The organism is Aneurinibacillus sp. XH2, assembly GCF_001439585.2.
Taxonomy (GTDB): domain Bacteria; phylum Bacillota; class Bacilli; order Aneurinibacillales; family Aneurinibacillaceae; genus Aneurinibacillus; species Aneurinibacillus thermoaerophilus.
This window is the reverse complement of record NZ_CP014140.1, coordinates 172,501-186,718: the sequence shown is the minus strand read 5'-3', so window position 1 is coordinate 186,718 and position 14,218 is coordinate 172,501. Positions and strand designations below refer to the sequence as shown.

The 14,218-nt window shown below is 43.2% G+C and carries 14 protein-coding genes, 10 tRNA genes and 1 rRNA gene (1 of these 25 cut by a window edge); 5 read left to right on the top strand and 20 right to left on the bottom strand.

The window, feature by feature from the left end; genetic code table 11:
• Nucleotides 1-20 precede the first annotated feature (20 nt).
• Complete coding sequence (locus tag ACH33_RS19610) at nucleotides 21-341, bottom strand: hypothetical protein (protein WP_057897311.1); 321 nt, start codon at nucleotides 339-341, stop codon at nucleotides 21-23.
• A gap of 310 nt (nucleotides 342-651) precedes the next feature.
• Here ACH33_RS19610 and ACH33_RS00950 point away from each other — a divergent pair, with 310 nt between their 5' ends.
• Both ACH33_RS00950 and ACH33_RS00945 read left to right on the top strand, forming a co-directional pair.
• Nucleotides 652-1,029, top strand: coding sequence for a hypothetical protein (locus ACH33_RS00950; RefSeq protein WP_057897310.1), 378 nt, complete (start codon nucleotides 652-654; stop codon nucleotides 1,027-1,029).
• 2 nt (nucleotides 1,030-1,031) lie between these two features.
• Entirely contained in the window at nucleotides 1,032-1,475 is a 444-nt protein-coding gene (locus ACH33_RS00945) for an N-acetylmuramoyl-L-alanine amidase (RefSeq protein ID WP_057897309.1), read from the top strand.
• A 259-nt stretch (nucleotides 1,476-1,734) separates the two neighbouring features.
• Here the strand turns inward: ACH33_RS00945 and ACH33_RS00940 are convergent, their stop codons facing one another.
• Complete coding sequence (locus ACH33_RS00940) at nucleotides 1,735-2,724, bottom strand: zinc ribbon domain-containing protein (protein ID WP_057897308.1); 990 nt, start codon at nucleotides 2,722-2,724, stop codon at nucleotides 1,735-1,737.
• A 419-nt stretch (nucleotides 2,725-3,143) separates the two neighbouring features.
• Between ACH33_RS00940 and ACH33_RS00935 the strand changes: the two genes are divergently transcribed.
• The gene (locus tag ACH33_RS00935) at nucleotides 3,144-3,821 is read left to right on the top strand and encodes a TerC family protein (protein WP_057897307.1); all 678 of its coding nucleotides are present in this window, start codon (nucleotides 3,144-3,146) and stop codon (nucleotides 3,819-3,821) included.
• A 282-nt stretch (nucleotides 3,822-4,103) separates the two neighbouring features.
• A complete protein-coding gene (locus ACH33_RS00930; RefSeq protein WP_057897306.1) occupies nucleotides 4,104-4,715 on the top strand; it encodes a CYTH domain-containing protein in 612 nt (203 codons plus the stop codon).
• Between the two features lie 298 nt (nucleotides 4,716-5,013).
• On the opposite strand, the gene ACH33_RS00925 is transcribed toward ACH33_RS00930, so the two are convergent.
• The 7 genes from ACH33_RS00925 to ACH33_RS00895 form a co-directional block, all read right to left on the bottom strand.
• Nucleotides 5,014-6,483, bottom strand: a complete 1,470-nt coding sequence (locus ACH33_RS00925) for a DUF8451 domain-containing protein (protein WP_412674529.1) — start codon at nucleotides 6,481-6,483, stop codon at nucleotides 5,014-5,016.
• Nucleotides 6,484-6,940: 457 nt separating this feature from the next.
• Complete coding sequence (locus ACH33_RS00920; protein ID WP_236781938.1) at nucleotides 6,941-7,609, bottom strand: HAD family hydrolase; 669 nt, start codon at nucleotides 7,607-7,609, stop codon at nucleotides 6,941-6,943.
• A gap of 201 nt (nucleotides 7,610-7,810) precedes the next feature.
• Nucleotides 7,811-8,725: a ribonuclease Z gene (locus tag ACH33_RS00915; protein ID WP_057897305.1), complete on the bottom strand. Its 915-nt coding sequence runs from the start codon at nucleotides 8,723-8,725 to the stop codon at nucleotides 7,811-7,813.
• A gap of 168 nt (nucleotides 8,726-8,893) precedes the next feature.
• A complete protein-coding gene (locus ACH33_RS00910; RefSeq protein ID WP_057897304.1) occupies nucleotides 8,894-9,997 on the bottom strand; it encodes a toxic anion resistance protein in 1,104 nt (367 codons plus the stop codon).
• Between the two features lie 31 nt (nucleotides 9,998-10,028).
• Nucleotides 10,029-10,703 (bottom strand): 5-bromo-4-chloroindolyl phosphate hydrolysis family protein, encoded by a 675-nt coding sequence (locus tag ACH33_RS00905; protein ID WP_062731142.1) that lies wholly within the window; start codon nucleotides 10,701-10,703, stop codon nucleotides 10,029-10,031.
• A gap of 248 nt (nucleotides 10,704-10,951) precedes the next feature.
• The gene (locus ACH33_RS00900; protein ID WP_057897302.1) at nucleotides 10,952-11,431 is read right to left on the bottom strand and encodes a DinB family protein; all 480 of its coding nucleotides are present in this window, start codon (nucleotides 11,429-11,431) and stop codon (nucleotides 10,952-10,954) included.
• A 50-nt stretch (nucleotides 11,432-11,481) separates the two neighbouring features.
• Nucleotides 11,482-12,276 (bottom strand): enoyl-CoA hydratase, encoded by a 795-nt coding sequence (locus ACH33_RS00895; protein WP_057897301.1) that lies wholly within the window; start codon nucleotides 12,274-12,276, stop codon nucleotides 11,482-11,484.
• A gap of 184 nt (nucleotides 12,277-12,460) precedes the next feature.
• Here ACH33_RS00895 and ACH33_RS00890 point away from each other — a divergent pair, with 184 nt between their 5' ends.
• Nucleotides 12,461-12,646 carry a hypothetical protein gene (locus ACH33_RS00890; protein ID WP_057897300.1) on the top strand — a complete coding sequence of 62 codons (186 nt, stop codon included), beginning with the start codon at nucleotides 12,461-12,463 and terminating at the stop codon, nucleotides 12,644-12,646.
• Nucleotides 12,647-12,749: 103 nt separating this feature from the next.
• Here ACH33_RS00890 and ACH33_RS00885 read toward each other — a convergent pair.
• From ACH33_RS00885 to ACH33_RS00835, 11 genes are all read right to left on the bottom strand, one after another.
• Nucleotides 12,750-12,826, bottom strand: a tRNA-Ile gene (locus ACH33_RS00885).
• Between the two features lie 3 nt (nucleotides 12,827-12,829).
• Nucleotides 12,830-12,921: transfer RNA gene (locus ACH33_RS00880), tRNA-Ser, on the bottom strand.
• A gap of 26 nt (nucleotides 12,922-12,947) precedes the next feature.
• A tRNA-His gene (locus ACH33_RS00875) sits at nucleotides 12,948-13,020 on the bottom strand.
• Nucleotides 13,021-13,036: 16 nt separating this feature from the next.
• A tRNA-Ser gene (locus ACH33_RS00870) sits at nucleotides 13,037-13,125 on the bottom strand.
• A gap of 52 nt (nucleotides 13,126-13,177) precedes the next feature.
• A tRNA-Met gene (locus ACH33_RS00865) sits at nucleotides 13,178-13,254 on the bottom strand.
• Between the two features lie 26 nt (nucleotides 13,255-13,280).
• A tRNA-Pro gene (locus tag ACH33_RS00860) sits at nucleotides 13,281-13,357 on the bottom strand.
• 6 nt (nucleotides 13,358-13,363) lie between these two features.
• A tRNA-Arg gene (locus tag ACH33_RS00855) sits at nucleotides 13,364-13,440 on the bottom strand.
• Between the two features lie 53 nt (nucleotides 13,441-13,493).
• A tRNA-Gly gene (locus tag ACH33_RS00850) sits at nucleotides 13,494-13,569 on the bottom strand.
• Between the two features lie 38 nt (nucleotides 13,570-13,607).
• Nucleotides 13,608-13,691, bottom strand: a tRNA-Leu gene (locus ACH33_RS00845).
• Nucleotides 13,692-13,697: 6 nt separating this feature from the next.
• A tRNA-Lys gene (locus tag ACH33_RS00840) sits at nucleotides 13,698-13,773 on the bottom strand.
• 73 nt (nucleotides 13,774-13,846) lie between these two features.
• Nucleotides 13,847-14,218: ribosomal RNA gene (locus ACH33_RS00835) — 23S ribosomal RNA — on the bottom strand (it continues 2,564 nt past the right edge of the window).

The following is a 14,218-nucleotide window of genomic DNA, read 5'->3' as shown; positions in this document are numbered from 1 at the left end:
AATTAACTTTTCTTTTGGGGTTAACAGTTTGATCGCTTGATTGAGGAGAGGATCACTAACAACTTCTTCCAAAACATTATTTTTTCAATCATCCATTCATCGGGAGTTCGTTCACTAGAAGGAACTAAATCAATAATGCTTATTCCGTCATCTTCTGGTGTATTCTGAACCGACTTGTCCAGTATTAGCAAATACCTTTGCTTATGTTTGCGAATTTTTTTATTATAATTAATTGCAATATAATAAATAGTTTTGAAAATAAAGTTAAGTAATCTAATTTTTAGATAAAAGGTTTTGAAAACTTCATCTAACTTTTCTTGATTTTCTTTAGTAGGGAACATTATTGTTTTACCGAAAAGCAGTAGATTATTCTCTTCCTTTAGGAAATTTTTAAGAATAGGATTTGAAAATTAAAGTCATTTACATCTTCTTCAAAATGAGGATGTTGTTTCAAGAAATTAGTAAGTGTCATCATTTCCCCTCCCTCTTTATGTATAAAGAGGGATTTAAATCCAAAATGGCAATCCTATATAAAAACAATTGTTCTATTTTTGTGAATATTTTACTATAATTAATTGATAATTAAAATAGGTTGCCACAAATATAGCTATTTCTTCTTTATATCTCTGAAAGAGAGGTGAAGAAGAAAGTATGCCTGATTTGAAAACGGCCCAGCAAATTGCACAATCTCAATATGTATTTAGTATCCTTTTTATCTTTTTATTTTTTTCCGTTATTGGTGCATCTGTATGGTTATTTAATAACTTACGTAAAGAAAACGAGGAACGAGAGAAAAAAATCATGGAAATGCACGAAAAAAGGGAAAAAGAATTGCTTCAAACAAACTTGGAGTACAAGTTAGAAAGTAAAGAGCGAGAACAAAAGCTCATGGAGCACTTGGAACGAACAACCGAAGCTCAAAAAGAAATGTCACAAACAATGGAAAAAGTCCAGCAAGGTCTTTCCACATTAGAAACAAATATTAAAGACGTTTGGATGGAGATCAAACATTTGAAAAAGGTGAATTAATTATGGCTAAAATTGTTGCACTAGGGGCAGGGCATGGATTACCTGATCCAGGAGCCTGCGATTTTGTTAAAGAATATGAAATTATTATGCAAATGACGTTAAAAGTTAAATCCGTCCTGGAAAGACATAACGTAGAAGTAGTTTTAACGCGCACTAGCGATCATTCACTTTCTTCAGCATCTGATCTACAACAAAATAAGCGAGAAGACTTGGAACGAAGAGTAGAAATCGTAAATAAGTCAGGTGCTGAACTCTTAGTCGAGTTTCATATGAATGCTGGTGGTGGAACGAGATATAAAACGCTTTACTATAGTGAAAATGACCAAATCCAGACCATTCATATGACCGTTAGTAACTACCTGCGATTGTTTGACATCCGTGATCGTGGCATCAAGGTTCGAAAGAATTTACGCGTACTACAAGTTAAACCAAAGGTAGCTTATTAGAAATGCTTTTTGTAAACCACCCTCAAGATGCAAAATACATGGCTAATTCTGTTTTTCAAAACGGATTAGCAGAAGCAATTGCTCATGGGATTCTTACTGCTATTGGTGTAGCCTATATTCCACTAAAAAACTAACCTGCCATAATTACAAATCTTACACAATTATATTTTGTAAGATTGAACGAAATGCCTCAAACCCTTGGTACATAAGGAGATGAGGCGTTTTTTGTTTATTCGAGATAGGAAAAAAATTGAAGCGATCAAAAAATATTATCCCAAAACAAACGGAACAAACCATCTACTACTTCTCGCTTAGGCGATCCGTAGATACGTGGGTTTCTGAATTTCAAACGGCAAGGACTGAATCCGGTTTTCATACAACACTTTGGACAGTAGATTCGCCGCACCGTGAATGTCCCGATGTTGGGTATAGCCGCACCACGCACGTTCTTTTTCGCCCCGCAAACCGGACAGGTTTGCGATGTATAGCGTTCCTCGCGCTTGTGGAGCATGATGCCTTCCGCCTTCAGTTTGTACGTTGGGTACTTCTTTACTTTCCCAAACTGCCACTGGCTCATTCGCTGATTGTGGCAGCGAGAACGTTGCTTTTTGCGTTTACTTTTAGAAAGAAGATATTGTTTCGCCCGGTTGTACCGCTTCCACTGGTGGCTGTATTTCTGGCACTTGCTCATTTTTCGCTGAAGCTCTGCAAGCTTCTTGTTACGCAGGCGGTGAATACTTCGGATTTTTCGTCCGGTCACAATGAGACTGTCTCCAGTTGTTGCGACGGCTGCAAGCGTATGAATTTCACCCGGGTCAATGGCGCATGTATGCGAACCCGGCGGGTTCGGTGCTTGACGCTTGCCTTCCCAGATGCCGCGACGCAACGAGATGCGTCCGTTAGGATGAATGGTAAAACCGTCCGCCGCCCACTTTGTGTTGAAATACTTATTTTGCTTATATGGATAGCGGACGTTCGTGTGCCCTTCCTTTCGGGCCTGATGTGCGCTATCTCGCGCCCAAAGATATTTGTGGCACACAGCTTGTATACTCTGGCTGTGCATCAGGAAACGACGCTTCAAGCGTTTTTGTAGTTCGGTTTTACCGATCCACTGCCCGGTTTGCTGGTAGTAGACTTTCGCTTCAGTCAAGCACGTATTCCACACCTCTGCCGAGAAGCGATGTAAGGCAAACAGGGCATCTATGGTGAAGCGGGATGCGGTAAAAGCGACTTTTACGGTTCGAATCATTCGAATCCCCTTCTTTCTCAATACGAACGTACATTCCTAGTATACAACGAATAGAAGGGAAAAAGAAGCACGATTCATCCCCCACCTACGCCGGAGGCGTGGAAGAAGGGGACTTCTCGCGTGTTATGTTAAAAAACTTATTCATGGCTGGAAATCAATCAAAAATAAAGAATTGACTACAGAAGCTTCCTGTTTTACTCTAAAAGTAGAAATCCAAAGGGGAGTAGCTGGACAGCAAAGTCGTCATTTCGAGGTTTACAGCCTCCGGCTTTGTTGGCAACATGATTTGTTGTTAGCAAGACCTTTGCCATAACGGGTGAAGGTCTTTTTATATTGCATTAAGTATTAAAGACCTTTATCCGGTTGGGTAAAGGTCTTTTCCTTTGGTGAAAATATTAAAATGAAGGGACTGATGTATAATGGAATTCTTCTCAGCAGAATTTTTTTCCGCGCTGCTGGCCATTCTGGTTATCGATCTGGTGCTTGCTGGCGATAACGCTATTGTTATCGGTATGGCGGCCCGCGATTTGCCGAAAGAACAACAGAAGAAAGTAATCGTATGGGGTACAATTGGCGCGATCGTTATTCGCCTTATTGCGACGCTACTCGTCGTCTGGTTGCTTAACATTCCGGGATTATTGCTGGCCGGCGGGTTACTGCTTATCTGGATCGCTTACAAATTGTTGGTACAAGAAAAAAAGCACGAGCATATTAAAGCGGGCGAAAATACCTGGATGGCTATTCGCACCATTATTATCGCCGATGCGATCATGGGACTGGATAACGTACTGGCTGTCGCCGGAGCTGCGCATGGCAGCTTCCTGCTCGTCGTGCTTGGTCTTATTATCAGCGTTCCTATCGTTGTCTGGGGCAGCACCGTTATCATCGGGTGGATTGAACGTTTCCCTTCGCTGATTTATATCGGCTGCGGTGTAATTGCCTGGACCGCCGCCAAAATGATTACGGAGGAGCCTTTTCTGGCCGTCTATTTTACCGCTAACCCAGAATTTAAGTGGTTTTTTTCCATTCTTGTTATCGGTTGTGTGCTCCTAATCGGCAGACGCAAAAAACAAAAGAAATCTGCTACTTATTCGTAAGGTGAGAAAGAAGGCGCCACATTACGCTCGGCGCCTTCTCACTATAAACTCGTTCTAATTTGTAATCTTACGTATATTATCCAAAAAATATCGAAAATTATAAACCAAAATTTCCGCCCCTCATTAAAGTTCAAACGTATCTATACATATGTACACATTTCCCAAAGCATATCGAACAAAACAGTAATCAGGATTACAATATAACGCACTGTTGCTTTTTTTCTCTCCGTTCCCTATTATAAGCAACGAATGTAAAATGATCTGTGAACAAAGGAGATTCAAATGCCAAAACGAGAACAAGAACTAAAGCTTATGGTGACAAAAGAGACGTATGAAAAACTGCTGGCATACGCCGATCCAGAAAAGCCTCTCCTTCAGCAAACCAATTATTACTTCGACACTCCCGACTTTTATATGGGTAAGAATGGGGTTATGTTGCGTGTACGAGAAGAAAACGGCACCTGGATTCTATGCGCAAAAATTAAGCAAAAAAGCCAATCTTCCGCCATATCTGCCATTGAATTAGAAACAGAAATATCCCCAGATATGTTTGTGAAAGGCCGGGGAAAACCGGAAATTCTAGTAAATTTGCTACCTCCTGAAGGTCAAGAAGCCATCTACCGTCTGATCACACCGTCAGAACTTGTTCTGCGCGGCACGCTGCACAACGAACGTCGAATCTTGCACATAATAGACGATTATACATTTGAGCTAGATCGCACATTCTTTCCGAACGGCCAGGAAGAATATGAGCTTGAAATCGAAGGAATGAAGGATGAAGCCGCCTGCCAGCGCGTCATGCAGATGTTAACAAAGATGGGATATTCGTACTCGGTAAACCAAAAAAGCAAGTACCAGCGCTTACAAGAAGCCATTGTTCAAGAACTCAAATAAGCATACCAACTTTTTATTTCCCAGGAAAATATTCGTGCTTATCAACCGACTGTTTCTCCCACCCTTCTCACCTATCGCTACACAAAATATCGAGCCATAGGAAAATAAGCATATGTTGTAAATCACTTTCCTTGTAGATGAACAAAAGCAAGTATGAAAATATTATCGCAATTCATCCTCACCTACGCCGGAGGCGTAGAGGAAGGGGACTTCTCGCGTGTCATGTTAAAAAAACGAGGTGCAAAACGCTGGCGCATAAACATATCATGATACAATCGGTTGTCTAGCACCTCATTTTCTATTTAACTGTTATATATGCCTGTTTCGGGTGATTCACTTGATCCGGGTATTTAAGACGAAGCTTGTTTTCCTTAAGCAGTTTCCCTAAATAATTGTTTCGTAAACCATCTGGCGTCCGCTCCAGCATATCCGCCAATTCTTTAAGGCGTAATGGTTTCTGCGCACATAAACGCAAAATAACTTCTTCCATCACTTTAGGGCTGAGACGTTTCCGCTTTCTGGCGATTTCAGCCATTTGCCAAAGCTCTTCATCCGTTATTTCCTCTTCCTTTACTTCCACTTTTTCCACCTCTCCCGTAGCTCCTTCTTCCGCTTCTGGACCCACATGCTCCTCAACATTATCTTCTTGCAGCCACTCTTTCGATTCTTTTTCAAAAGAAGCCAATGTTCTATTATTTACGGACTTGTTTACAGAGCCAATCTTTTTATTATAGGAGTTCAGCCAGTTATTTAATGAGTTCCATTCATTATTATCGGAGTTAATACCTTTATTTAGGGAGTTTTCCCTCTTATTTACGGAGTAAAACTCGTTATTAACGGACTTAAACTCCTTGTTTATGGAGTTGATTTCTTTATTTACGGACCACCCTTCCTTATTTAAGGAGCTTTCGATTGTTCGTTTTTCTGCTTCTATTTCGCTCTCAGAAGCGGATATCATTCGTAAAATAAACGTCGTCCTGGCCGGTGATTCTTGCTGCGAAATTTGCGGAATTTTCCACTCTTGTTCCCGCCATGTTTGTCGAATGTTGGAAAGCCCGGAGCCGGCACGCTCGCCCAGACCTATAAGCAGAAACATCTTGCACACATTCGGATTCCGCAAGTCGCTCACACCGCCCGCAAACGCCTGATGCGGCGGTACGCGAAGCGTTCCCGGATTTGAAAAGACGAAGCCATCGCTCTCTTTTGTCACCACAATACCACGCTCACCGCTATAATCAGCATGCACAATTGCGTTTACCAACGCTTCGCGCAGAGCAGTATGAACGGCTGTCTCATCCTGCCGCAGCGTTCCCTGCAACTGAAACGGTACTTTAAGTCCTGCGATCAGCCGCGGCATAACCATAAAATAAAAATCGAATAAGTTGCCGGACCATGTACCATCCTGTGAAGTGATTCGGTCCGTCCATCGCTCATCATAGGCCGTCCCAGTTTCATCACGATACTCAAGAAAATAATGAGGCAATACCTCGGTAATAATTCTTTCCTCGCTGAACATAAGTAAGCCCGCGAGTGTCAGTCCCTCTTTTCCTGTTTCGCGCCGCTTGCCCCAAGCTCCAATCTTATAGAGAAATTCTTTCGTTTCTAGTCCATTCCAAGGATGATTCGGCTTCACGGCCAGAAAGCGGTTGCGGTAATTCTTGACGGAATCGAAATGAAGCTCGTTTACACCGTAATGTTCCAGAATCATTCCGTCCTGAACACCGAACGATGCTTCACCCGTATGATGAATCTCTTCTCTTTTGTTCACTGCCAATCTTCCTTTTCGCATAATCTACGCCTTTTTATGCTTGCCTGCTGCCTTTTATTATACGTTCTATTCTATCATTTTTAAGAAATGGCTACCCGGTTGCCGGAATAAAATATTTTCCGCCGGATGAATGGATAAAAAACAAAAAAGTTTGTTTGCAAATAAAAATATCACGACAACTTCTTTACTTCTTTTCAACTCTGTTATAGTTTCATTTTGCTAGAAATAATATAACACCCTTCCTATTTTGCTTCTACATTTTTAAAAAATGTCCACTTCATGTGGAATTTGCATAAAATTCTCTATTCCTCCCCTCTTTTCAGCAACTTTATGTATTGCCATCACAGCAAGAATTTCGTTGCAATAAACAAAAACAATGCTCAATAAGAAGAAAAAGCGAGGCCAATATAGAAAACGCCTCGCTTTTTTCAATAATAAATGATATTCCCCTTTTTTCTCATTTTGTCTTCCATACCAATGACTGTATCAGTTCACGCATATCGTTTATATGAAGAACCGGATGCACTTTCCACTTTTCCATTTCCTTTATATTTCCTTTGTAAGCGGCAAAACGTATGTTGCTGTCCTGCGCAGCTTTGCCGTCAATCCAGGAATCTCCAACTAGCATCCATCGCTCCGAAGGTACATCAGGATAATAGCGCAAAATATAATGAATGCCTGATGGCGAAGGCTTTAGCACTGTCATCTGTTCACGACCGACAATATAATCGAAATAATGAGCGATTCCGGTATTGTGCAGCGCTTCCTGCGCCGCCTCCTGCGCATTGTTGGTCAACACAACTAAGTGACATTCATGTGAAAGGTATTCCAATACTTCCGGCACATACGGCTCCAAATTTGCCCCATACATACCACGTTTCTCAAACTCTGTCACCGCTTCCCAAATGAGCGCTTCTACTTCCGGTCGCAACCGCCCTGACTGCCGTGCCATCTCAATAAGCTGAGAAGCTGTAAATTCCTGCCATTCAAAGTCATAGGCGCACAATTCATACTCTGTAAGCAACCTAAAAATCGCCTGTTTCATCCCGGTGAAATCAATCCTAGATTGAAGCAGCGTATTATCCATATCAAAAATAATGCCATATTTGTATTTTACTTTCTTCACTTCTTTTCCCTCGCTCCTTTAATTAAATCATATTATTTACGGAATCATTTTTAAAACAAAACATGATATAAGCATAATAAGAATATTTATTCTTAATTAATCGAATCATGTGGGATTGTGGTAGAAAATCAGCTACTACGCAAGGGAAAATGATTGGATTCAAAACGGCAGCATCCAATGGTTTTGTTTCGGTTCAGACGTCTAATCTTTTTCGAAAACCAAGCTAATCGTCATTCGATCTTCTCCCAGCTTCGTTTGTGGAAAAATTCGACGCGCAACGTCAATAAATTGCTCCGGTTCAGATAAAGATGGGCTATAATGGGTAAGCCACAGTTCTTTCACTCCACCCCTTAAGGCCAGCATTGCCGCTTCTTCAAATAACATATGCTTGTGCTCTTCCGCCTTTGGCAGGCTCTCCGGGTCGCCGTACATCCCTTCTCCGATAAATAAATCGGCGCCGCGGATAAACTCGACAAGCTCTTCAGTCGGCCGCGTATCGGTGCAATACGCCACTTTCAGGCCCTTGCGCGGCGGACCAAGTACCATATCCGGCGTAAACGTCCTGCCGTTATATGTAACTTCTTCCCCTTTCTGCAGGTGCCCCCAAAAAGGAACAGGAATCTCCAGTTCAGACGCCCGTACAGGATTAAATTTTCTTCCTCGTTCAATCTCAAGCGTATAACCCAAACAAGGAACCGTATGCTCTACTGGAAGAGTTCGCACAGTAACCCCAACAATTTTGCTGACAGTAGGCTCCTGAGCGGACAGTTCAATCGTTTGCAGCTCATATGGAAGATACGGGGCGATCACCGTCATACCACGGACTACTTCCGTAAGTCCTGGCGGTCCTATAATGAGAAGCGGATCCGTCCGTCCCGCATTCGCGATGGCGAACAGCAAACCGGGCAAACCGGTAACATGATCAGCGTGGTAATGGGTAAAACAAATAGCTTCAATTGACTTGAAGCCCCATCCCAGCATTTTCATCGTTACCTGTGTACCTTCCCCGCAATCGATTAATATCATCTTGCCCTGATATGAAGCCAGCAAAGCAGTAAGCCAGCGTTTCGGCAATGGCATAGTGCCACCGCAACCCAGCAAAGCGATATCTAACATCGTTTCATTCACCTTTTTCTATCCTAAAAAATGAACTGTATAAAAATAAAAAAGAAAGTATATATGACTTCATCACTTTAAATCGGCATATACTTTCTCAAACGATAAAAAATCCGGATATACAATACACCTTAGCATATGGGAAGAAGGCATCAGCGCTATGGCCCACTATACCGTATTTCCAGATCTAATAGGTTTTACATCCATATCCTGTTCAATTTGTCTGCGCTTCGCGCTTCCCTCCTGCTGCATATGCAACGTTTCTTCTACCACAGCCAACAAACCGCGCTGTGTTTCTTTAAACGCTTCCAACTCGGCGATCATAAGCTCCTGTTCCTGACTTATTTCCCGGTCAGCTTCTTTCAAAGCGGCCGAAGTTTGCTTGAGCAGCGTTCCGGACGCGCTTACCGCCTGCCTCTGCACCGCCAGAACGTCACGTTGTCGTACAAGCGAAAGCAGGATGACCATCTGGCTTTTCCAGAGCGGAATTGTAGTTAAAATGGATGATTGGATTTTTTCCATTAGCATCTCATAATTTTCCTGAATGAGCCGGATTTGCGGCGCAGTTTGCAAAGCAACGGTTTGACTTATAAGCAGATCTTGTAATTTCTTCTCAAGGCGATCAGCAAAGCGCTCCATATCTATAAGTTCCTGCATTTTTAACGGGTCACCCTCTGCGACTTCGGCTTCCAGTTTACTCCGTAAATTCGGAAGCGTGTACTGCTGCAGTTCTTTCAACTTTTCCCGCGCCGCCACGATGTAAATATTCAATTCGTTAAAGTACTCCCGGCTCCGTTCGTATAACACTTCAAGCATCGTGGAATCGCGCAACATCTGATGACGTAAACGTTCCAACATATCTGCCATCCGTTCAATTTCATAGTTCGCCTTTTGATATTGAACCAGCAAACGCTCTTTCGATTTGACGACCGATCCGTTGAACAAACGATTCAAGAAGCCACGCTTTTCTTCAAACAGCTTGTCCGGTTGCACTTCTTTTATCTTTGCTAGCAAATTGCGCAAAATGGCTCCAATTTGCTCCTCTACGCGCTGTATTCGTACCTGATTCAGCATGTTATCAGCAAGCTCCGCCATTTTCTGCTGAACTTCTGCTCCGTATTGGGTCAGAACATGCGGCTTTGTTGGCGTCAGGTAAAACATCAGCTCTTTTACCTGTATTTGCTGTTGCGGGGAAAGTGAGTCAAGCGACGCTGGATTCACTCCAAAAGACGCTTCAGCTGGAACAGAAGGATACAAATTTAATTGCCTCATGCTTTCCCTCCCTTGCTTCTGCAACACAGACTCATCGCTTCATTTTATCCTTATATTCTTCATGCTTTACTGACTTAATTACGTACTCCGGTCGTATGCCTAGCGATTTTTTCAGTGTTTCAAGCTCAACATTGAGGTTTAGTACATCATCCGAAAGCACCTGCATCAGTTCTTCTTCCAGCGCGGCAATAATATCATCCAGCATAGCTTCGGCCTTTTTGAGCGCCATGACCATTTCTTGGCTGTGTATCGGCTGCGAAGCAAGGAATGTATACTTTTCAAGAATCGTAATGGTGGAATCAAGATAGCTGGCAAAGAAATTGCGGGCGAAACGGAAACGATGTGGCTGTTCCTCTATAATTATCAGAATACGGCGGGCTACTTTATACAGGTGCGACGTTTTTTTCCAGATAATAATAGAGCGAATGCGAAACTGCAAGCGGCGGATGGTTTTTAGCTTGCGCTGCGCCTCACGCAAACTTTGTTTTATATAGGCTCTTTCATGCTTGTCCATTTCTGGATTATATCTTTGCGGCTTTCGGTAGCGCCGTTTCACTATCCACATGGACAAGGCAAAAGTAGCAACACTTAGCAAAAAAACGGGTATAAATTCTTCGTCAAACAGTATGAAAAACACGAGCGAACTGACCAATCCTATAGTGCTTGATAGTAACACACACCATACATTGGTGAAAAATTCCTTCATCAAATCTCACCCCGCTATTGGTCTTTTGCATACTTCTATCTTATCATAGGAATTTTTTGAAGCCTATTCTCGCCTATGTTTACTTATACGATACGTCTTTCTTTTATGTTTCATCAAAAATAAGAAAAACTTACGGGCATTGTCCCCTCGTTCTTTTTTCACAAAAAAAGAAGGCAATCGCCTTGAACAGCTATTGCCTTATGTTCCCATTTATAAAAAATCCGTTCAATCCTTCGCTTTCCATAAGCTTAACCAATAATTCGCTTCATGGCGCTAATATATCCAGTATGTACACCTTCATGATAAATAGCCATGTTTATCAATTCGCCGACCGTGTCCATCCGTAATCCGGATCGTAACGTGAACGGGGGGACCAGCGTTTCATCCAAACGTTCCTCTATGCTATCTTTGCCATCTTTTACCCTTGCCTCTTGTTCTTTAAGCTGTGCGACAATTTGCTGGAAAGAAGGAGGTGTCTCTTTCCAATCGTCCGGTTTTGTTCCGTTCGCAAAGAAATCTTTGTAATTATCTGGAATATTCACAGAGCCGCCGGGCAAGCGAAACAGAAACTGCTCAGCTGCAGACAAAATGTGTCCGGCATGCCAGTGAATATTATTGTTGAATCCTTCCGGCTTTTTGGCGGCCATTTCTTCCGTAACATCCTCAAGCGCCTTTAAAAGCCGCCGGCGTGCGATAATAAATTGCTTGAGCACAAGTTCATTTTTCATCCTGATCATCTTCTCCTGTCTTATTTCTTAAATTATAAGTATATAAACAATTAGCATCCTTTCCATATCGGCTGCCGCTTCTCAAGAAACGCGCAAATGCCTTCTGTAGCGTCGGCAGCGGTAGCGTTCAGGCTCATAACTTCCTTTGCGTAAGAATAAGCTAAACCTTGTGACATATCCAATTGTTTATAGAACGCTTGTTTTCCAATTCCAACAGTAAATGGGCTTGCTTGGGCAATTTTTAAGGCGAACGCCTTCGTCTCTTCTTCAAGCTTATTGGCAGGTACCGTTTTATTGATTAAACCAGCCAAAGCCGCTTCTTCAGCAGACAAGGCTTCCCCCGTCAACAGCATTTCCATCGCTTTCTTGCGACCAACTGCGCGGGAAATCGCTACCATCGGTGTAGAGCAGAAGAGGCCAATTTTCACACCCGGCGTAGCAAAACGGGCATCTTCCGTCGCAACGGCTAGATCACAAGTAGCTACCAGCTGGCATCCTGCTGCCGTCGCGATTCCATGCACCTGTGCGATAACCGGTTGCGGAATGGACTGAATCGTTTCCATTAATTTTGTACAGACATCAAACAGGTTGCGATAAAAACTTGGCTCCTGATCCACCATCTCACTTAAATCATGTCCTGCACAAAACGCCGGCCCATTTCCTTTAAGGATTACAACAGATATATTTTTATCCTTTGAAATGTTTTCAAAACAATGGATAAGTTCCTGCATATGCTCTAGTGAAAGAGCATTCCGCTTATTGGGGCGATTCATCGTTACGTAGGCGATTGCGGAGTCTAATTCAAACAGGATATTGTTGTATGCTACAGTTTGGGTGTCTGCCATCTTCTGTTTACCTCCTTAGAAAATATAAATAATTAAAATATTTCAACACTACAATCATAACAATTATTCCACTAAAATCCTAGGCTCTATCGAAAATTTGGAAAAAAGTATTTACATTCTTTAGGGGAGTATGTAAATATAGTAAAGCAATCATCATTTATTTCATCAGGGGAATGATAACATCATGACAAAAAAAACTTATATTGGAGTTCATATGACTCAGGAAGAAAAAGAGTTGCTGGAAAAGTTTGCGGAAGCAATAGGCTGGTCTTTTTCAGAATTGGAGTTTTACCTCACCAAAGCTATTGCTGAAAAAATGAAAAAAGAAGAAAGGCATACTGAATTTCTACAGCCATCCCCCATCAACTAAAAAAGCAATCTGCCCTAGTCGCAGATTGCTTTTTTCATTATGGAAAAAGCCAGGTTTCGTATACACCTCGTGAGTTTTTCCTGTACTTAATTATTAAAAAAAATGGTGGGCCTAGGCTGACTCGAACAGCCGACCTCACGCTTATCAGGCGTGCGCTCTAACCAACTGAGCTATAGGCCCACATGGCGGAGAAGGCGGGATTCGAACCCGCGCACGGTTTGACCCGTCTACTCCCTTAGCAGGGGAGCCCCTTACAGCCTCTTGGGTACTTCTCCATAATCTATCGCGCTCTATATTAATGGGCGACCGATGGGAATCGAACCCACGAATGTCGGAGCCACAATCCGATGCGTTAACCACTTCGCCACGGTCGCCACAGGAAAAGGGTACTGGCGGAGGGAGAGGGATTCGAACCCCCGTGGGCTTGCGCCCTAACGGTTTTCAAGACCGCCCCGTTATGACCACTTCGGTATCCCTCCGTGTTATTCAATTCGCTCCGAGATACAAACAAATAGATAAAAACAAACATAATGGTAGCGGCGGAGGGGATCGAACCCCCGACCTCACGGGTATGAACCGTACGCTCTAGCCAGCTGAGCTACGCCGCCACAATACTTACATATTTGAATCTTCATGGTCGGGAAGACAGGATTTGAACCTGCGACCCCCTGGTCCCAAACCAGGTGCTCTACCAAGCTGAGCCACTTCCCGAATAAATGGCGTGCCCGGAGAGACTCGAACTCCCAACCTTCTGATTCGTAGTCAGACACTCTATCCGGTTGAGCTACGGGCACATTGTTAAAATGAAGAAGCCTGAAAGTACAACTGAGTAAAAAATGAATACAAATGGAGCGGACAACGAGACTCGAACTCGCGACCCCAACCTTGGCAAGGTTGTGCTCTACCAACTGAGCTATGTCCGCATATTATAATATAAAGCATCCTCAATGAAGATGAAAAATGCGGATGAAGGGACTTGAACCCCCACGGTGTTGCCACCACTAGAACCTGAATCTAGCGCGTCTGCCGATTCCGCCACATCCGCATAAAATGGTGAGCCATACTGGACTCGAACCAGTGACACCCTGATTAAAAGTCAGGTGCTCTACCAACTGAGCTAATGGCTCATCATAAGATGCCACGTTGCACCTTGAAAACTGAATCAGAAGAAACATGACGCACAGGATATCCAGTCTATCTTTGGTTAAGCCCTCGACCGATTAGTATTCGTCAGCTCCACGTGTTGCCACGCTTCCACCTCGAACCTATCCACCTCATCATCTATAAGGGGTCTTACCAGCTTACGCTGTGGGAAATCTCATCTTGAGGGGGGCTTCACGCTTAGATGCTTTCAGCGCTTATCCCGTCCGCACATGGCTACCCAGCTGTGCTCCTGGCGGAACAACTGGTGCACCAGCGGTGCGTCCATCCCGGTCCTCTCGTACTAAGGACAGCTCCTCTCAAATTTCCTGCGCCCACGACAGATAGGGACCGAACTGTCTCACGACGTTCTGAACCCAGCTCGCGTACCGCTTTAATGGGCGAACAGCCCAACCCTTGGAACCTACTTCA